We start from the raw sequence: 19,189 nt of genomic DNA on the forward strand, positions 1-19,189 counted from the left end.
GGTTTGCGCCATCGCCCCCTTCGCCGCCCTCAATCCTTCACCCCAAGAATCACGCTCGAGGCCTTGAACGCCGCGACGGCGTTCGAGCCTTCCGCGAGACCGAGCGCATCGACGCTTTCGTTAGTGACCACCGCCGTGACGACCGCGCCGCCCTCAAGCATCAGCGACACCTCGGCATTCACCGCGCCACGCTTCACGCTCTGCACGGCGCCGCGCAACTGATTACGCGCCGACAGCTTGAGCGGCGTGCCGCTTTCGTGTTCGACGAGCAGCACGACCCACGACGCCTTGATCAGCGCGAACGCAGCCACACCCTCGACCAGGCCCAGCGCCTCGGTGCTCTCGTGCGTGAGGACGGCGACGATCGTGTGCCCACCGGGCAGCACCAGCGAGACTTCGTCGTTGACCGTGCCGCGCGTGATTGCCGACACCGTGCCGTAGAACTGATTGCGCGCGCTGGTCTTCACGCCGATGCGGCCGATCAGATCCCAATCTGTCGCGAAGCCTTCGATCGCCGCGCCCGCGCGTTCGAGAAAGCGCCGATGTTCGCGTTCGACAGCGTGAAACGTCTCGATCAGCTTCACCGCGCGCGGCGTGAGCGTGGTGCCGCCACCACCTTTGCCGCCCGTCAGGCGCACGACGAGGGGCTCGCCGGCGAGGTTGTTCATCGTATCGACGGCGTCCCATGCGCCCTTGTAGCTCATGCCGACCGCTTTCGCCGCGCTGGTGATCGAGCCGGTTTCGCCAATCGCCGCGAGCAGCGCAATGCGCGGCGCGCCGCCGAGCGTCTGCGCGCCGGCCTGGAACCAGACGGAACCGCCGAATTCAAGAGAATCGTGGGAAGGATCGGTGCGGTCGGATGTCATGGCGAGGAGCGGTGGAAGGTCCGGAACGGACAGCGGATCATTATAACGATGCGTACCTGAGCCACCGCCCACTCGACTGGCGCGTCAGGCTTCAGAAGCCGCCCCGGATGCCGTTATTCAGCATGAACGTCAGACAATGAGAATTTTTCATTAGAAAACATGAAGTCGGCGCCCCCCTTTTATTCCGATCGAGAGATTTTGCAAGATGCAGTGGCTTTCCAATCTCAAGCTTAGTCAGAAGCTTGTGGGCTCATTGATGTTGTGCGCATTCGTTACTGCCATCGTCGGTACGGTTGGTGTGCTCAAAGTCCGCGAAGTCGCGACGATGCAGACCGAAATGTACGATCGCGAATTCATTCCGGTGCGCCAGGACGGCACCGCCGCATGGCAGGCCGCTTCGCATTTTCGCCGGCTGTATTCGTACATCCTGAACCCCGATCCTGCCGGCAGGGCCGACACGGTCAGACTGAATCACGGTGGCGAAGCCGCCATCCTTGCCGCGTTCGACTACGAACGCACGCACGCATCCAACGACGCGCAAAGGCAGTTGCTCAGCGATTTCGACACCACCTGGCCGGCCTATATGAAGTCGGTCGCGAAGGTCGAAGCGCTCGCCGACCAGGGAGACCAGACGGGTGCGCTCGCCGAGTTGAAATCGACCACCGACCCGATGCACGTCAAGCTGCGCACCCTGATGATCAAACTGTCGGACGTGCGCGACGAGCTCGCGAAGCAGCGTGTCGCTGACGGCGCCACGCTGGTCGCGTCGGTGACGTGGTGGATCGCGATCTGCGCGCTCGTCGGCGTGGCGGTTGCCATTGGCCTCGGGCTGGTGGTCACGCGCGCGGTCGTGCGGCAGATCGGCGGTGAACCGGCGGCGGTCGCGCAGGTTGTCGAGCAGATTGCCAGCGGCGACCTGAGCGCACGTGTCGACGCCGGCGCCGCAGATCGCCGCAGCATCCTGTACGCCGTCGCGCGCATGCAGGAGCGGCTCGCGACGACGATCGGCTCGATTCGCGAAAGCGCCGAGTCGGTCAGCGTGGCGTCGAAACAGATCGCCAGCGGCAACATCGACTTGTCCGCGCGGACCGAAGAGCAGGCCGCCTCGCTCGAACAGACCGCGGCCAGCATGCAGGAACTGACGCAGACGGTCAGCCAGAACAGCGACAACGCGCGTCATGCGAATACGCTCGCGCTGAAAGCCGCCAATGTCGCCGACACGGGCAGCACCGCCGTCGAAGGCATGGTGCAGACGATCGGTCAGATCAGCAGCAGTTCGGCGAGAATTTCCGACATCACAGGTGTGATCGAAGGCATCGCGTTCCAGACCAACATCCTCGCGCTGAACGCGGCGGTCGAGGCCGCGCGCGCGGGTGAGCAGGGGCGTGGATTCGCGGTCGTCGCGAGCGAGGTGCGCAGTCTCGCGCAGCGCTCGGCCAGCGCGGCAAAGGAGATCAAGGAAATGATCTCGACCTCGGTCGCGACGATTCAGGGCGGCACGCAGCAGGCGTCGGAAGTCAGTGCGACGATGGTCGATATCAAGGAAGCGATCCGCCGCGTGTCGGATATCGTCGGCGAGATCGCCACGGCCTCCGAGGAACAGAACCGCAGCATCCAGCAGGTCGGCCAGGCCGTGACGCAAATGGACGAGACCACGCAGCAAAATGCGGCTCTCGTTGAACAGGCCGCGGCGGCTGCGCAATCGCTTGAAGGGCAGGCGGGGAAGATGAAGCAGGCTGTGTCGGTGTTTCGTATTGGGGAGGCTCGAGGCTTTGCTGCGACGATGAGGCCTGTGGTTGACGAGGTGTCGGCGAAGTCTGCAGGTACGCTGCCGAAGCGGGCGCCCGCGAGCGGGAACAGTGACTGGGCTACGTTCTAGTTTCGGCCCGCTGTTTGGCGCGCGGATGTAGCGGTGTTCGCCGAGGGTCGAGCCGCTGCACCGCTTGACGCGGCCAGACTGGATTAGCGCATTCGATGTCTTGCGGTGTCCGGTTTTCTCACGTCAAAAGCCGTCCCCACTCAAAATCGACCCGGTCAGGTCTCGTTGGAACCACGCCGGCACCGGGTGTAAAGGTTAGCTCACCAAAGTACACGTCATTGTCGGGGGCGTACAGGTCGACGCGAACATAATTGAAGTCTTCGGAAAGGACAACGGCCGTCTCCAGTATCGATTCCAGATTCTCCGGCGGCGGCTGGGGTGTCGTGCTGCGAGCGTAGGGACCGATCCCAACGTCGAGGTGATTCCATTGAACGTCGTACACGTCGCCACGTGTGTCACTTCCGAATCGGTCCGAGATCACGACGATAAACATCATCGGGCGGCCGGGCCGGCCGCCGAAGCAGTGCACTTTGTAATCGGCGGGAATCTGGCCGCGTTCGTCGAGAAGGAGATCCTCGAAGAAAATGCGAGGCTGGATTTCCCGGTAATGGCGCTCCCGCGCAATCTTGTAGAAGTCGGTAGACGTCCATCGATTCGCCAGAAGCTGCAGATCCTCAAACGTTCGTTGCGACTTGTCCCAAACGATTTCGACAAAACTGCTTCCATGATTCGCTTTCATCACAAAGGAATTCGGCAGCGCATCGAAGACTGCTCGCGTGAATACCTCGGGCGACGAAATCAGGGGGATCAGATACTTCTCACCGACCTTGGCCCTGACATACTCCCGCACGGCAAGTTTGTCGGTCAACGCGCCGTATCGCGGGTCTGGCCGTAAGCTGCGTTGCAAGATCTTCTCGTTGAATGTTTTCGGGTGCAACAGGTTCGGGAAGCGGCCAATGTGCTTCCGATGCAGGAGGCTGAGGAAAATCGGATCCGGAATCAGTTGTTTTGCACTGTCCTTCATCCGTTGAACAATCGCGCTGGGTGCGCGGGGCATAGTCATCTCCCAACAGTGACTGGGCATTCATGGGCCACCGAGGTACGTTCGCCGTGTGGCTCGATTTCGCCTCCCGGCTTTGTCATTCTCATTCGCTCGGGCAGCGGTGTCTGTGGAACGTCTATCGCGTCGCGAAGTGCGCTTCAAAATGGCCGCACATATTTGAGGCGCGGCGCACAGTCAACCTATCGGGCTGCCGCCCCACCGTTCTCGCCGGCCTGCGCGACAGCTGAATACAAACACTTACATGTTGCGCTGAAGCATAGCCCCGGGAAACCCAGTCGACAGTTCATGGCGCAAAACAAAGAGATATCGGCAGATTAAGTTGTGCGCTTCGGCGGCTCCGAAGGGAGCGGCGGCCGATCTCCACAGGTCGCATGGAACATGCGCCACGCGGCCCCGCCCGAAGGAAGCGGCCCACTCATTCACTCAGCATACTGGGCCACGCCATTCCCGAACGACCAGTTCTCCTTCACCACCTCGACGAGACTGATGAACACATCCTCTCGCCGTACCCCCGGCGACTTCGCCAGCTCTTCGACAATGCGCCGGTACAACGCCTTCTTCTGCTCGATCGAGCGCGTGTTACTCACTGTCAGTTGAATCACGACGAAATCGTCGCTGCGCTCGATATTCAGATAACGCCGGTCATAGATCAGATTGTCGGCGTCGTGCTCGGTGATCAGCACGAACTGGTCGTCCTTCGGCACGTTAAAAGTGTCGACCAGCGAGCGCTGAATGCCCTCGGTCAGCGCTTTCCGGTATTCGGCCGGCTTGCCGGCGCGCAATGCGATTCGTGTGAGCGGCATGATGAAACTCCTTACTTGTTCCGATTAGGTAAACACAGCTTAGGTGCGCCCAGCCATAATAAAAAGACATCATTGGCTATTTCATCTATATTCATTAGAAATGAAAGTTCTCGATCTCGATGCGGTGCGAGCCTTCGTTCTGGTCGCTGATATGCATAGTTTCACGCGTGCAGCGGACGCGCTCGACACGACGCAATCGGCCGTCAGTCTGAAGCTCAAACGGCTGGAAGCGCATCTGGGCAAACAATTGCTGGAGCGAACGCCGCGCGTGGTGCGCCTGTCCGCCGACGGCCACGCGTTTCTTGCCGCCGCGCGCGAGTTGCTGAACGCACACGAGCGCGCGCTGGGTTCATTGTCAGTGGAGCGCCGACGGCTGGTGCTGGGGCTCAGCGAGCACGTCGCGGGCCCAGATCTGCCGCTGCTGCTCGGCCGGCTCAATGCGCACGACCCCGGTCTGGTGCTCGAGTTGCATATGGGTCAGTCGGCGGCGCTGCTCGCGCAATTCGATGAGCGTCGGCTCAATGCGGCGATTGTCCGCTATGGCGCCGACGAACCACCGCGCGACGACGCGCAAGTGCTGTTCAGCGAACCGCTCGGCTGGCTCGCGACACCCACGTGGCTGCCGAGAGCCGGCAATCCGTTGGCGCTGGCGCTGCTGAGTCCGCCCTGCAACGTGCGCGACGTGGCGCTGCGCACGCTGAAGGAGGCGGGAATTGCGTGGCAGGAGGTATTCATCGGCGGCGGGGTCGCGGCCGTCGGCGCGGCAGTGGCGGCGGGACTGGCCGTGTCGCCGCTGGCGCGCAGGGTGGCGCCGCGGGGTCTGGTCGATGTCGGCGCGCGGCTTGGCTTGCCGGCGCTGCCGGAGTCGCGCGTTACGTTGCATTCGCGGGTGCGCGACCCGCGCTCGGTGGAAACGCTGCGTCTCGTAACGAACGGGCTGGCGACCGCGTGACGCGCCGCTAGTCTCGCCCAGTCGCGGATCAGGCTCGGCGCGATGCGCTAACGGCTGGCGTCGGCGGCATTGGTCGAGCCGGGCCGCACAGCATGGGAACCGCCGGGCAGCAAGCCCGGACGCAAACGCGCCGCGTGAGTCGGGATCAGCGCAGAATCGGCGGCAGTGAACCGCTGCTGGCGGTCGCCGGATTGGTGGCTGTGTCGGGCGCGGCGCCGCTAACGTTTGCGGACGCGGCCGGCGCGTTCATATGCGAGGCCGCCGGTTTCGCCGCGATCTTGACCGAATGGGCACGCGCGGCGCCGCTTTGAACCATGTTGGCATGGACGATCTTGTCTTGATGCGACTTCGCCTGCCTCTGCGCGAGCGATGCATGCGGCTTTTTAGCCTGCGCCGTCACGACGGCTTTCGTGCCGGATTTGCACGCGGCCGATACTTTGGCGCAGCCCTTGCCCTTCGCCGCGACCTTCTTCGCTCCGCCATGGGCCGCGGTACCCGCTGCGCTTCCTCCTGCCGACGCCACACGCGGCGCCTTATGCCCGGCAGCGCTAACCGCGTGCTTCGAGCCCGCCTTTGCGTCGACCCTCGAACCCGCCTTGAACTTGGCCACCGCCCCGTTCTTTTTCGCCGGCTTCGCGGCATGCCTGCTCGCCTCGGGCGGATTCCAAGTCTCCGTATACCCCGCAGCCATAGCCGCCCCCGATACACACCAAACGGCGAGCGCCGCTGTTACTGCTCGAATCGACATCTGCTTCTTCTCCTGATCCTCGACTGCATAACGAGCCAGGATTATATTCTCTTGCAAAAATCCATATTTGGACTAATATCAATATTCAATACACGTAGGGACCTACCCCGATATGGCTCACGCTGCCCGCCTCAATTCGCCCGAAGAGCCGATTCGCCGGCCCGTTTCGGCACCCACGTTCCCGCAAATGTCGGCGGCGGGTCTGCGCGCATTCTTCAACATCGCGCGCGACTGGGACCTGAACGCCGACGAGCAGATCGTACTGCTCGGCTCGCCGGGCCGCTCCACTTTCTTCAAATGGAAAGCAGCGCCCGAGACGGCGCGCCTCGGACGCGACACGCTCGAGCGTCTGTCACTGCTGCTCGGCATCTACAAGGCGCTGCAAATCCTGCTGCCGCAACCCAGCGCCGCCGACACCTGGATCAAACGCCCCAACAGCGCGCCGCCATTCGGCGGCCGCCGCGCGCTGGACCGCATGCTGGCGGGCAACATCAGCGATCTCGTGGCCGTGCGCCAGTATCTCGACGCGATGCGAGGCGGCTGGGCGTGACACAACCGCATTGGCAGGACCGCTGGCCATCCGCGCAGCTTGACTGGTTGCCCGCGTATCGTGTGATTCCGACGCGTTTTCCGGCCGTGAGTCTATTCGACCGCGTCGCCTCCCCCGAAGATTTCGACGCGCTCTACGCGCTCGAAGCGATGACCAACGACCGGCTGCGCACAGAAGTCGGCGAACTCGACCTGGTGCCGCGCGAAGAACGCCGCTTCGGCCCGGGCTATGGGCCGATCATGGCCGCGTTGACGCATCTGAATCCGCTCGGCAGCCGCTTTTCCGACGGCACGTATGGCGTGTTCTACTGCGCCCGCTCGCGTGCCACCGCGATCGCCGAAACGCGCTATCACACGGGGAAATTTCTGGAGGCAACCGCCGAGCCGCCGATGCGCCAGCAGATGCGCCTCTACACGGTGGCGGCGCAAGGCAGCGTGGTGGATCTGCGCAACGACGCGTCGCGCGATCTCGACGTGCTGTCGCCAAACGACTATCTGGCCGGGCAGTCGCTCGGCCGCGCCGTGCGCGAGGCGGGCGCGCCGGGCATCGTGTATCCGTCGGTGCGAGATAGCAGCGGCGAGTGCCTCGCCGCGTTCCGAACCACGCTGCTGCGCGACTGCCACCACGCGGCGTATCTGGAATACAACTGGAACGGCACGAGCGTGGATATGGTGTTCGAACTCAGCCAGGTCGGCTGACGGGCCGAACGGGCCAGCGCGAAGCTCCGCGGGCAGCGCGAACGGGTCAGGGCAGCGCCAGCGCGGCCGCCCCTTCGGCGCGCGCTTCCTCGACCGAAATCGACCAGCGCAGCAGCGCCTGCGGCTGCACGATCGTCAGCTTGCCGCCGGGGCCGAACGCGCCGGTGTCGATGAACACCTGCGAGCCGATCTGCGTGATGTCGCGCATCGGCGTATGGCCGCAATAGGTCAGAGAGAGTCCGCGCTGCCGCAGCGGATCGGCGTTGCCTACCGCAAGGTCGCGTCCCCAGAGCAATTGCTGGCGGGTGTCGGCCGAAAAATTCCCCGCGTCGAGCTCGGCGTCGGTGCCGAAAAATTCGGCATGCAGAATATTGAAGCGCTCCTTGCCGCTTCCCACCACGCGCACGAGCGGCAGCGGCCGCAGCCGCTCCGCATAGTGCTGCAAGCGTTCGTCCGGCAGGTTCGCCGCCCACGCGCCGCCGATTCCATACCACCACTGACGCCGCAAACGCCCGTCGGCGACAGCGCAGAGCGTGTCTTCGTGGTTGCCGAGCACGGCGAAAAACCACGGCTTCTCGAGCAGCGCCAGCGCCTGCTCGGAATGTTCGCCGCGATCGACCAAATCACCGACCGAAAAGAGCCGGTCGCGCGCAGGATCGAACGCGATGAGGCGCAGCAGATAGCGCAACGCATCGACGCAGCCGTGCAGATCGCCGACCACGAAGTCGCGACCGCTCGCATTGGCAGCATGATGCTGAACTGGGTTGACGAGTACGGAGGACATTTGCTCATGATAATGCTGCAGCCGCGAGTGCGTATGCGGGGTCCCTATCGTTTCCTGGCGCCTCGGCAAGCAAAAATGACACAAATCGACGCAAAAACAGCGTGTCTCCGGGCTTTCTTACCGGGAATGCACCGATCCGGCGCAGTCTATTGCGGGCGGCGCGGCGGCGAGTGGCAGGGCGATCCACGAAACGAACACAACGAGCAGCCCGCGCCACCAAACGCGAGCGCCGCAGCGGCGACCAGGCGCCGAGCACCCATGCTCTGCGCGAGGCTGATACGAACGGGAATACGACGATGCTGGCGAAGACCAAGAGGGCGACGATATCCCCGGCGGGACCCGGCGGGATGCGTCACTGGCTGGGGCGCATCGTTATCCTCAGGAACATCTGTCATGGGTACTCCAGATGTTGAGTCGTTTTCCAACGTGCGACGCTGCCTGCCGGTTGCCTTTCAACTGAAAGCGGCACGCAAGGCCGCTGCGGAAAACTATAGCGGCGACCAACCGATTCGACGAATGCTCGCCGGCGCGCGAGTAGAATCCGCGACACGACGCCCTTGGCCCCGACTCCATGCTCACGAAATACTATCCGCAGGTTCTTCGCAATCGACCCAGAACGGTGATCGGCCTCGTCATCGGCATCGTGGTCGCGCTGATGGTGCCCATCCACACGAGTTCGACGGCGCGCGCGCTGATCGGCTGGGACGCCGCGATCTGGAGTTACCTGTTGATGATCTGGGTGCACATGGCCGTCGCCGATGAACATCGGGTCCGCGAACACGCAGTACGCGATGACGAAAACGCGGGCGTCGTGCTATTTGTCATCTGTCTGGCGACCATCGCGAGTATCGCGGCGATCGTGATGGAGCTGGCGTCGGCCAAGGGAACCGCCGGGTCGTCGAGCGCAGGGCACTACCTGCTGACCGGCCTCACGCTGATCGGCGCGTGGTTTCTGATTCCGACCATTTTCACGCAGCACTACGCACGGCTCTATTTCGACGCCGATGCCAAGGAAACCGCGCTGCTGTTTCCCGATCACAAGCTCGAACCGAACTACTGGGACTTTCTGTATTTCTCGTTCACCATCGCCGTGGCGTCGCAAACCTCCGACGTGGTGTTGCGTTCGCGTACGATTCGCCGCGCCGCGCTCGCACAATCGGTTCTGTCGTTCTATTTCAATGTGGCCGTACTCGGCTTGTGCGTGAATATCGCAGCGGGGCTGCTTGGCTCTTAGCGCGGGCTATGCGGCCTGTGCTGCCCATACGCACCCGCCCGCCGCACGTTGGCCTTTGCGGTAATCGTGCGGCTTGTCCTGCGCGCTGTGTAAAACCCGGCCGGCGCCCGCCCGTTTTACACGTGGAGCGCGTGTTGGGACGCTTTCGTCGCGTCCTGTTCGTCGGCGCGCCTTCCTTCCGGGCGCGCGAAACCCCACCCCTCGGTCCCACCCTGCGCCGACTGGCACATCGTTTGCTCGGTCCTCCCAATAGTTCTGACCAGCCTCATGCGACCCGCGTCTGGCGTCAAAGCACCCTCGACTGGCCAGCGGCGTGACGATCTTTGCACTACATTGACCAGTACGCGCCCTCGCTTTTGCACCGCGCGGCATCCGGCTCTGGAAGCCCAATGAGCGCTGTGATCGCATGCCACTTGCATCCACAACGCAGCAGGACGAATCTGGAAACGACCGATGGAATCTCCAAACGGGTACGCGCCGCGGATTTACTTTTTTCATTCACTGCTGGTTGGGCCGCTCGATGCATGGCCTGCGCAGTTCGCTCACGCAGCCGCGCTCGGCTTCGATCACGCGCTAATCGGCAGTCTCTTCGAGCCCGGGCAGGCCGGCCACGGACAGGTGGTCGGCAACCACGCCCGGCTGCATCCGGTGTTCGAGGCCGACCGGCCCGCCACCGACGCGATCCGCACGCTCGCGGACGCCGCCCGCCAGAACGGCCTGACGCTGCTGGCCGATCTGGTGATCGACCGGATGGCCGCAGATGGCGCGCTGTACGCTGAACATGCCGACTGGTTCCATCCATTCGAGTCCGAGGAGGCGCGGCTCGATCCGCGCCACGTGCATCGCGAGGACAACGTCGCGTATGCGAACTTCGGCGACGCGGGCAGCCGTGCCGCGCTGGCCGACTGGTGGACGCAACAGTTGCTGACGCTCGCCGACGCGGGCGTGGGCGGCTTCCGGTTCGATTCGCCGCATCGCGTGCCGGCGGCCGTCTGGCGGCAACTCGGCGATGCGCTGCGCGCCAAGCATCCCGACGTGCGTCTGCTCGCCGCGACGCCGGGTCTCGCCCGCGGCGATCTGCTAGGCCTCGCCGACGCGGGCTTCGACAGCGTGTTTTCGTCGGTGCGCTGGTGGGACTTCCGCTCGAGCTGGATGGTCGAGGAGCACGCGGTGCTCGCGCGCGCCGGCGGACCGATTGCCTTCCCCGAGGCGCCGTACGGCACGCGGCTTGCCGCCGAGCTGAGCGACGTCCACGACGCCGCAATCGTCGAACGGGCGTACCGGCGCGCGCTCTTCACGTCGGCCGCGCTCGGCACCGGCTGGATGATGCCGATGGGTTTCGAATACGGCGTCACGGAGCCGATGTCGCAAACGCGCGGCGACGCTTCGCAATTCGCGCTCGCCGTGCAAGCGAAGAAATTCGATCTCACCGAACGGGTCACGCGCGCGAACGAACTTGCGCGCACGACGAAGACGCTGCACGCCAATGGTGAATTGCGCCCGCTGAGCGGGCCCGGCGCACCCGCTGCCCTGCTGCTGCGCGCCGACCAGCCGGACCTGCGCGACGCCGCCGAAGCGGTCCTGATCGCCGTCAATCCCGAACTCGGCGCACCGCTGCGCGTCGATCCGGCACGCTTCCTCGCCGGCGTGCCGGGCAATTTCACGCGCTTCGTGCCGCTGGATACGCCGGGACACGTCGAACCCGCCGGTTTGACGCCCTTCACGCTCGCGCCCGGCGCCGTGCGCCTGTTCCGCGCGGTAAGCGAAAAGCCGATCCGCCTCGCGCCGCCCATCGACAAGGCGAACAGCAAGCGCAGCGGCCGCAAGACCGTGCTCGAAGCGCTCGACGCGCCGCGCGTGGCGATCGAGAGCGTCACGCCTTCGGTCGACCACGGCCGCTTTCCCGCCAAGCGCACGGTGGGCGAGCGCGCCGAAATCAGCGCCGCGATCTTCGCCGAAGGTCACGACAAGATCGCCGCCGCCGTGATCTGGCGCGCCGCCGACGAAACCGCCTGGCACGAAGTGCTAATGGCCCCGGCGCAGCCCGCGGGCCTCGACATCTGGAAAGCGCGCATTCCGCTCGAACGGCTGGGCCGCCACGAGTTCACGGTGATCGCGTGGCGCGACGACTTCGCGTCGCTCGTCGAGCACATCCAGAAGAAGCTGAAGGCGGGCCAGACCGTCGAGCTCGAACTCGACGAAGCCGCTCACCTGTTCGCACTGGTGCTTGCCGAAGTGGAGACGACCGAAGGCGCGGCGAAGGAGCCGCTCGAACACATCGTCAAGCTCTTCGCCAAGGCCGACGTCGAGACGAAGCTCGCGCTGATTCTCGCGCCGAGCACCGCGAAGGCGATGACGGCCGCGCGCCACCGGCCGTTCCTGAGTCGCGATCCGGTGATCTACAAGATCGACGCGGACCGCACCGCCGCGTGCTTCGCGAGCTGGTACGAGATCTTCCCGCGCTCGATGAGCGACGACGAATCGCGCCACGGCACCTTCGCCGACGTCACGACGAAACTGCCGCGCATCCGCGAGATGGGTTTCGACGTGCTGTATTTCCCGCCGATTCACCCGATCGGCCTTGCGAACCGCAAAGGCCGCAACAACACGCTGACGGCACAGCCGGACGACGTCGGCAGTCCGTATGCGATCGGCGCGGCCGAAGGCGGCCATACGGCCGTGCATCCGCAACTGGGCACGCTCGACGACTTCAAGGCGATGCTCGCCGCCGCGCACGCGCACGGCCTCGAAATCGCGCTCGACTTCGCGATCCAGTGCTCGCCGGATCACCCCTGGCTCAAGGAGCATCCGACGTGGTTCGCATGGCGTCCGGACGGCACCTTGCGTTACGCGGAAAATCCGCCGAAGAAGTATCAGGACATCGTCAATCCCGACTTCTACGCGCACGATGCCAAGCCCGGCCTGTGGCTAGCGCTGCGCGACGTGATCCTGTTCTGGATCGAAGCGGGCGTGAAGATTTTCCGCGTCGACAATCCGCACACCAAGCCGCTGCCGTTCTGGGAATGGATGATCGGCGACGTGCGCGCGCGCTATCCCGACACGATCTTCCTTGCCGAAGCGTTCACGCGTCCGCGCATGATGAACCGGCTCGGCAAGATCGGCTTCTCGCAGTCGTACACATACTTCACGTGGCGCGAATCGAAGCGCGACTTCACCGAGTACATGAACGAACTCACGCGCACCGATGCGCGCGATTTTTACCGGCCGAATTTCTTCGTCAATACGCCGGACATCAACCCCCGGCATCTGCAATCGCAGGGACGTTCGGGCTTTCTGATTCGCGCGGCGCTCGCGTCGACGCTGGCGGGCCTGTGGGGCGTGTATAGCGGCTTCGAGTTGTGCGAAGCCGCCGCGCTGCCGAACAGCGAGGAGTATCTCGACTCCGAGAAGTACCAGTTGCGCGCATGGGACTGGAACCGGCCCGGCAACATCACCGGCGAGATCACCGCGTTGAACCGGATTCGCCGCGCCAACCCGGCGCTGCAAACGCATCTCGGCCTGACATTCCTCACCGCGCACAACGACCACATCCTGCTGTTCGAGAAAGCGACCGAGGCACGCGACAACGTGATCGTCGTCGCGATCAACCTCGATGCGTTCAACGAACAGGGCGCGGACATCGAACTGTCGTGGGACACGTTCCAGCGCTGGCATCTGCCCGATCACGGCGCGCTCGAAGTCACCGATCAGATGACCGGCGCGCGCTTCGAATGGCATGGCCGCTGGCAGCACGTGCGACTCGGCCCGGGCCAGCCGTTTTCGATCTGGCGCATCGCGCCGCTCGGCGGCCTGCCCGCCGAACGCCCGGATGAAGCCGACAGCGACTCCGACAGCGCCCATCACGCAGACGCTGGCAACCCAACCTCAACGGAAGGTGCGATATGAAGCGTGACGACCCAGCCCAATCCACGGTGCAGGCGCCCGTCGGCACGGCCCCGGCCAACACGGCCCGGCCGCGCTCGCATCGGCGCGGCAAACCCGCGGCCCTGAGCGACGATCCGCTCTGGTACAAGGACGCGATCATCTACCAGGTGCACATCAAGTCGTTCTTCGATGCGAACAACGACGGCGTGGGCGACTTCCCCGGTTTGATCGCGAAGCTCGACTACATCGCCGAACTCGGCGTGAACGCGATCTGGCTGCTGCCGTTCTATCCATCGCCACGGCGTGACGACGGCTACGACATCGCCGATTACCGCAACGTGCATCCCGACTACGGCCAGATTTCGGACGTGAAGCGCTTCATCCAGGAAGCGCACGCACGCGGCATCCGCGTGATCACCGAGCTCGTGATCAACCACACGTCGGACCAGCACCCATGGTTTCAGCGCGCGCGCCGCGCAAAGCCCGGTTCGAATCATCGCAACTACTACGTGTGGTCCGATACCGATCAGAAGTACCAGGAAACGCGGATCATCTTCATCGACTCGGAGCCGTCGAACTGGACTCATGATCCGGTCGCGGGCGCCTACTACTGGCACCGCTTTTATTCGCACCAGCCCGATCTGAACTTCGACAATCCGGCGGTGCTCAAGGAAGTGCTGCAGGTGATGCGGTTCTGGCTCGACATGGGCATCGACGGGCTGCGGCTCGACGCGGTGCCGTATCTGGTCGAGCGCGAAGGCACCAACAACGAGAACCTGCCGGAAACGCACGCGGTGCTGAAGAAGATCCGCGCGACCATCGACGCCGAATATCCGAACCGGATGCTGCTCGCCGAGGCGAACCAGTGGCCGGAAGACGTGAAAGAGTATTTCGGCGACGAAGACGAATGCCACATGGCCTTTCACTTCCCGCTGATGCCGCGCATCTATATGTCGATCGCGAGCGAGGACCGCTTCCCGATCACCGACATCATGCGGCAAACGCCGGACCTCGCCGCGTCGAACCAGTGGGCGATCTTCCTGCGCAATCACGACGAACTGACGCTGGAAATGGTCACCGATTCCGAGCGCGACTATTTGTGGAACACCTATGCGAGCGACCGTCGCGCGCGCCTGAATCTCGGCATTCGCCGCCGGCTCGCGCCGTTGATGGAGCGCGACCGCCGCCGCATCGAGTTGATCAATTCGCTGCTGCTGTCGATGCCCGGCACGCCCGTGATCTATTACGGCGACGAACTCGGGATGGGCGACAACATCCACCTCGGCGACCGCGACGGCGTGCGCACGCCGATGCAATGGTCGTCGGACCGCAACGGCGGTTTTTCGCGCGCCGATCCGGAACAACTGGTGCTGCCGCCGGTGATGGGTTCGCTGTACGGCTTCGACGCGATCAACGTCGAGGCGCAAAGCCGCGATCCGCATTCGCTGCTGAACTGGACGCGCCGCATGCTTGCCACGCGGCGCGCGAAGCAGACCTTCGGGCGCGGCACGATCCGTTTCCTGAAGCCGGAAAATCGCAAGATCCTCGCGTATCTGCGCGAAATACCGGGCGAGCCGGCGATCCTCTGCGTAGCGAATCTGTCGCGCGCGCCGCAAGCGGTCGAACTCGATCTGTCCGAGTTCAACGGCGCGGTGCCGATCGAAATGACCGCAGACTCCGTGTTCCCCGCGATCGGCCAGCTGACCTATCTGCTGACCTTCCCGCCGTACGGCTTCCTGTGGTTCATGCTGTGTCCGGGCGGCCAGCGGCCGACGTGGGCGCAGGCGCATTCCGAGCCGCTGCCGGAGTTCGTCACGATCGTGATCCGCGAAGGCCAGGCCGGCCCGACGCCGGAGAACGTGCGCCTGCTTGAATCGGAAGTGCTGCCGTCATGGCTGTCCCGGCGCCGCTGGTTCGCGTCGAAGGATCAGAAGATGCACGCGGTGCGGCTGGCCGCGTTGACCACGATTCCGAACGGCGGCTTCGCGTTCACCGAAATCGAAGTGGACGTGGGCGACCACACCGAACGCTACGTCGTGCCGATCGCGATCACGTGGGGCGGCGAAACCACCACGCCGCTCTTCATGCAACTCGCGTTGGCGCGCGTGCGGCGCGGCCGCAACGTCGGTCATCTGACGGACGCGTTCGCGCTGCCGATCTTCGCGCACAACGTGATGCGCAAGCTGCGCGAACGCGCGGTGGTACCGACGGTGCAGAAGAGCGAGATCAGGTTCCTGCCCACTGAACGTTTCGCCGAACTGGACAGCCTCGGCGATCGGCCGGAGATTCGCTGGCTCGCGGCCGAGCAGAGCAACAGCTCGCTGATCATCGCCGACGCGGCCGTGCTCAAGCTGGTACGCCGGCTCGTCAGCGGGATTCATCCGGAAGCGGAAATCAGCCGCTATCTGACCCAAATCGGCTACGCCAACACCGCGCCGCTGTATGGCGAAGTGGTGCGCGTCGATCCCGAGGGCGTGCCGCATACGCTCGCGATCCTGCAAGGCTTCATCGACAATCAGGGCGATGCGTGGAACTGGTCGCTCGACCATCTGCGCCGTTCGGTGGACGAACTTGCGATCGTCTTCGATACGGAAGCGCAGACGGCGCCGGACCGCGCCAACGAGCTGATTTTGCTGGAAGGCTATAGTGAGCTGGCCGGCATCATCGGCAGACGGCTCGGTGAGCTGCACGTCGCGCTCGCGTCGCCGACCGACGACCCGGCGTTCGCGCCGGAACCGGCCGACGCCGCGCAGCTGAAGGCATGGGTCGACGGCACCCAGACGATGCTCGCCGCCGCGCTCGATCTGCTCGCGCCGCGCATCGAGCAGATGAGCGATCCGGACACCAAGGCATTGGCGCAGAGTCTGATCGACCGCCGCACCGCGCTCGTCGAAGCAGTCGGCAAACTGGTCTCCGCCGACGCGGGCGCTTTGTGCATTCGCATTCACGGCGACTTCCACCTGGGCCAGGTGCTGGTGGCCCAGGGCGACGCGTATCTGATCGACTTCGAAGGGGAGCCCGCGCGTTCGCTCGAGGAGCGTCGTCAGAAATCGAGTCCGCTGCGCGACGTCGCGGGTTTGATGCGCTCGTTGTCGTATGCGAGCGCGGCGGCGCAATCCACCACGGAAGCCGCGCCGCAGCAGACCGCGGATCGCAAGCGTGCGCTGTTCGACCGCTTCCGCGCGCATGCGACCGACGCCTTCCTCGTCCAGTACCGCGCGGCGGTCGCGGATGCCCCCACCCCGCTGGTGGCGCCCGAGGCCGAACAGGCGTTGCTCGATCTGTTCCTGATCGAGAAAGCCGCCTACGAAATCCGCTACGAGGCGGCCAACCGCCCGACGTGGCTCAGCTTGCCCGTACGTGGTCTCGCCGCGCTCACGAGCCGTCTGCTCGGCGATACCGGCACCCCCGTTCATCACGACCCATCCACCCAGGCGCCAGGCGCCGCCACACCGCCTACTCCGGCCGAGGGCGATTATGAGTGAGCATGATCCGGCCGCTGGCCTCCAACCGCTCGACATCGACGCGCTCGTCGAAGCACGCCACCCCGATCCGTTCTCGCAGCTCGGGCTGCATTCCACGGATGCGGGCCCGGTCGTGCGTGCGCTGTTGCCGAATGCTGCGCACGTCACCGTGATTGCGCGCGCCGACGGTGCGATCCTCGGCGAGCTCGAACAGTTGCGACCCGGGCTATTCGCCGGCCGCGTCACGTCGGCGGCGCCGTACCGCTTGCGGATCGACTGGCACGGCGTGGTGCAGGAAGTCGAGGACACCTACTCGTTCGGCCCGGTGCTCGGCGACGAGCCGCTGGGCCGCCTCGCCCACGGCGACCCGTACGCGGTGCTCGAATGCCTCGGCGCGCGGCCGATGGAAGTGGACGGCGTGCCCGGCGTGCGCTTCGCCGTGTGGGCGCCGAATGCGCGGCGCGTGTCGGTGGTCGGCGACTTCAACGCGTGGGACGGACGCCGTCATCCGATGCGCTTGCGTCATCAGGCGGGCGTGTGGGAGTTGTTCGTGCCGCGTGTCGGCGCGGGCACGCGCTACAAATACGAGCTGCTGTCGCGCGACGGCCATCCGCTGCCGCTGAAGGCCGATCCGTGCGCGATGCAAACGGAAAAACCGCCAGGCACGGCGTCGGTGGTCGCACATGTCGACGAGGTCGAACAGTTTCCGTGGACCGATCACGCGTGGATTCAGTCGCGGGCCGAAAAGCAGACCGCGCGCGCGCCGCTCTCGATCTACGAGGTGCACGCGGAGTCGTGGCTGCGTATCGCCGAAGAAGGTCAACGCGGCCTCGATTGGGACGAACTAGCGGAGCGGCTGGTCCCCTACGTGAAGAGCATGGGCTTCACGCATGTGGAGTTCATGCCGATCGCGGAACATCCGTTCGGCGGCTCGTGGGGTTATCAGCCGCTCGGACAGTTCGCGCCGTCCGCGCGCTTCGGCAAGCCCGAGCAGTTCGCGCGCTTCGTCGACCGCGCGCACGAAGCCGGACTCGGCGTGATTCTCGACTGGGTGCCCGCGCACTTTCCGAACGACGCTCATGGCCTGATCGACTTCGACGGCACGCCGCTCTACGAGCACGCCGATCCGCGCGAAGGCTATCACCAGGACTGGAACACGATGATCTACAACCTCGGCCGCAACGAGGTCAGCGCGTTCCTGGTCGCGTCGGGCCTCGCGTGGTTAAAGCGCTATCACGTCGACGGCTTGCGCGTGGATGCGGTGGCCTCGATGCTGTATCGCGACTATTCGCGCGCGGCCGACGAGTGGGTGCCGAACATTTACGGCGGCCGCGAGAATCTCGAATCGATTGCGTTTCTCAAGCGTCTCAATCACGAAGTCGGCTACGTGCCCGGCGTGCCCGGCGCGATCACGATCGCCGAGGAATCGACCGCGTGGCCGGGCGTGACGGCGCGCGTCGAAGACGGCGGCCTCGGCTTCCAGTTCAAGTGGAACATGGGCTGGATGCACGACACGCTGCACTACATGCACGAAGATCCGGTCTATCGCCAATACCATCACCACAACATGACGTTCGGGATGGTGTACGCATATTCGGAGCGCTTCGTGCTGCCGCTGTCGCACGACGAAGTGGTGCACGGCAAAGGCTCGCTGCTCGGCAAGATGCCCGGCGACAGGTGGCAGAAGTTCGCCAACCTGCGCGCGTACTTCGGCTTCATGTGGACGCATCCGGGCAAGAAGCTGCTGTTCATGGGCGGCGAATTCGGCCAGTTGGCGGAGTTCGATCACGACACGTCGCCGCATTGGCATCTGCTCGACGATCCGCACCATCACGGCGTGCAATTGCTGGTGCGCGATCTGAACCACCTGTACCGCAACGAGTCCGCGCTGCATCTGCTGGACAGCGAACCGGGCGGCTTCGGCTGGCTGATCGGCGACGACAGCGGCAACAGCGTGTTCGCCTACCGGCGCACCGACGGCGCGGGCCATGAGCTCGTGGTGGTGTGCAACATGACGCCCGTGCCGCGCGTCGGCTATCGTCTCGGCATGCCACGCGAGGGACGCTGGGCGGAAGTGCTGAACACGGATGCCGGCGTCTACGGCGGTTCGAACATGGGCAACGGCGGGCTGATTCATACCGACGCGATCGCCAGCCACGGCTGGCCGCATTCCGCTTCGCTCGTCTTGCCGCCGCTCGCGACGATCGTGTTGCGCGCCGAGTGATCGACCTGCCTTAAGCGGGCGCGCGGCGTGTGTGGGTGTTGCACCCGCTTGCGCCGCGCGCCCGTTGCATGAAGACCCAGGCCGGCGTTCATAAATCAG

The 19,189-nt window shown here is 64.7% G+C and carries 13 protein-coding genes; 8 read left to right on the forward strand and 5 right to left on the reverse strand.

Annotated elements, in window-relative coordinates:
* Positions 1-29 precede the first annotated feature (29 nt).
* Positions 30-866, reverse strand: coding sequence for a TOBE domain-containing protein (locus HV770_RS31920; protein WP_175165488.1), 837 nt, complete (start codon positions 864-866; stop codon positions 30-32).
* 205 nt (positions 867-1,071) lie between these two features.
* On the opposite strand from HV770_RS31920, the gene HV770_RS31925 reads away from it, so the two are divergent.
* On the forward strand, positions 1,072-2,745 hold the full coding sequence (locus tag HV770_RS31925; protein ID WP_175165489.1) for a methyl-accepting chemotaxis protein: 1,674 nt from the start codon (positions 1,072-1,074) through the stop codon (positions 2,743-2,745).
* Between the two features lie 118 nt (positions 2,746-2,863).
* Here the strand turns inward: HV770_RS31925 and HV770_RS31930 are convergent, their stop codons facing one another.
* Entirely contained in the window at positions 2,864-3,769 is a 906-nt protein-coding gene (locus HV770_RS31930; RefSeq protein ID WP_425497514.1) for an ATP-grasp fold amidoligase family protein, read from the reverse strand.
* A gap of 398 nt (positions 3,770-4,167) precedes the next feature.
* Positions 4,168-4,551 (reverse strand): tautomerase family protein, encoded by a 384-nt coding sequence (locus HV770_RS31935; RefSeq protein ID WP_175165491.1) that lies wholly within the window; start codon positions 4,549-4,551, stop codon positions 4,168-4,170.
* Between the two features lie 100 nt (positions 4,552-4,651).
* Here HV770_RS31935 and HV770_RS31940 point away from each other — a divergent pair, with 100 nt between their 5' ends.
* A complete protein-coding gene (locus HV770_RS31940; protein ID WP_175165492.1) occupies positions 4,652-5,503 on the forward strand; it encodes a LysR family transcriptional regulator in 852 nt (283 codons plus the stop codon).
* Between the two features lie 145 nt (positions 5,504-5,648).
* Here the strand turns inward: HV770_RS31940 and HV770_RS31945 are convergent, their stop codons facing one another.
* Positions 5,649-6,113, reverse strand: coding sequence for a hypothetical protein (locus HV770_RS31945; RefSeq protein WP_343048360.1), 465 nt, complete (start codon positions 6,111-6,113; stop codon positions 5,649-5,651).
* 325 nt (positions 6,114-6,438) lie between these two features.
* Here HV770_RS31945 and HV770_RS31950 point away from each other — a divergent pair, with 325 nt between their 5' ends.
* On the forward strand, positions 6,439-6,801 hold the full coding sequence (locus HV770_RS31950) for an antitoxin Xre/MbcA/ParS toxin-binding domain-containing protein (protein ID WP_168668159.1): 363 nt from the start codon (positions 6,439-6,441) through the stop codon (positions 6,799-6,801).
* Positions 6,798-7,499, forward strand: coding sequence for an RES family NAD+ phosphorylase (locus HV770_RS31955; RefSeq protein ID WP_175165494.1), 702 nt, complete (start codon positions 6,798-6,800; stop codon positions 7,497-7,499). The genes HV770_RS31950 and HV770_RS31955 overlap by 4 nt, the downstream gene beginning before the upstream one ends.
* Before the next feature lie 46 nt (positions 7,500-7,545).
* Here HV770_RS31955 and HV770_RS31960 read toward each other — a convergent pair whose 3' ends face one another.
* Positions 7,546-8,283, reverse strand: coding sequence for a metallophosphoesterase (locus HV770_RS31960; protein WP_175165495.1), 738 nt, complete (start codon positions 8,281-8,283; stop codon positions 7,546-7,548).
* A gap of 571 nt (positions 8,284-8,854) precedes the next feature.
* Between HV770_RS31960 and HV770_RS31965 the strand changes: the two genes are divergently transcribed.
* The 4 genes from HV770_RS31965 (at position 8,855) to glgB (ending at position 19,090) form a co-directional block, all read left to right on the forward strand.
* A complete protein-coding gene (locus tag HV770_RS31965) occupies positions 8,855-9,517 on the forward strand; it encodes a DUF1345 domain-containing protein (protein WP_175165496.1) in 663 nt (220 codons plus the stop codon).
* 453 nt (positions 9,518-9,970) lie between these two features.
* A complete protein-coding gene (locus HV770_RS31970) occupies positions 9,971-13,423 on the forward strand; it encodes a maltotransferase domain-containing protein (protein ID WP_175165497.1) in 3,453 nt (1,150 codons plus the stop codon).
* The gene (treS, locus tag HV770_RS31975) at positions 13,420-16,887 is read left to right on the forward strand and encodes a maltose alpha-D-glucosyltransferase (RefSeq protein ID WP_175165498.1); all 3,468 of its coding nucleotides are present in this window, start codon (positions 13,420-13,422) and stop codon (positions 16,885-16,887) included. The genes HV770_RS31970 and treS overlap by 4 nt, the downstream gene beginning before the upstream one ends.
* Positions 16,880-19,090, forward strand: a complete 2,211-nt coding sequence (glgB, locus tag HV770_RS31980; RefSeq protein ID WP_175165499.1) for a 1,4-alpha-glucan branching protein GlgB — start codon at positions 16,880-16,882, stop codon at positions 19,088-19,090. The genes treS and glgB overlap by 8 nt, the downstream gene beginning before the upstream one ends.
* Positions 19,091-19,189 lie beyond the last annotated feature (99 nt).

The sequence above is a fragment of the Paraburkholderia fynbosensis genome (assembly GCF_902859935.1).
Taxonomy (GTDB): Bacteria; Pseudomonadota; Gammaproteobacteria; order Burkholderiales; family Burkholderiaceae; genus Paraburkholderia; species Paraburkholderia fynbosensis.

What these genes read in the sequence shown, in the direction of transcription:
- HV770_RS31960 (WP_175165495.1), bottom strand. Translation starts at nt 8,283, where the DNA reads ATGTCCTCCGTACTCGTCAACCCAGTTCAGCATCATGCTGCCAATGCG.
- treS (WP_175165498.1), top strand. Translation starts at nt 13,420, where the DNA reads ATGAAGCGTGACGACCCAGCCCAATCCACGGTGCAGGCGCCCGTCGGC.
- HV770_RS31920 (WP_175165488.1), bottom strand. Translation starts at nt 866, where the DNA reads ATGACATCCGACCGCACCGATCCTTCCCACGATTCTCTTGAATTCGGC.
- HV770_RS31965 (WP_175165496.1), top strand. Translation starts at nt 8,855, where the DNA reads ATGCTCACGAAATACTATCCGCAGGTTCTTCGCAATCGACCCAGAACG.
- HV770_RS31950 (WP_168668159.1), top strand. Translation starts at nt 6,439, where the DNA reads ATGTCGGCGGCGGGTCTGCGCGCATTCTTCAACATCGCGCGCGACTGG.
- HV770_RS31925 (WP_175165489.1), top strand. Translation starts at nt 1,072, where the DNA reads ATGCAGTGGCTTTCCAATCTCAAGCTTAGTCAGAAGCTTGTGGGCTCA.
- HV770_RS31940 (WP_175165492.1), top strand. Translation starts at nt 4,652, where the DNA reads ATGAAAGTTCTCGATCTCGATGCGGTGCGAGCCTTCGTTCTGGTCGCT.
- HV770_RS31970 (WP_175165497.1), top strand. Translation starts at nt 9,971, where the DNA reads ATGGAATCTCCAAACGGGTACGCGCCGCGGATTTACTTTTTTCATTCA.
- glgB (WP_175165499.1), top strand. Translation starts at nt 16,880, where the DNA reads ATGAGTGAGCATGATCCGGCCGCTGGCCTCCAACCGCTCGACATCGAC.
- HV770_RS31935 (WP_175165491.1), bottom strand. Translation starts at nt 4,551, where the DNA reads ATGCCGCTCACACGAATCGCATTGCGCGCCGGCAAGCCGGCCGAATAC.
- HV770_RS31930 (WP_425497514.1), bottom strand. Translation starts at nt 3,769, where the DNA reads ATGCCCAGTCACTGTTGGGAGATGACTATGCCCCGCGCACCCAGCGCG.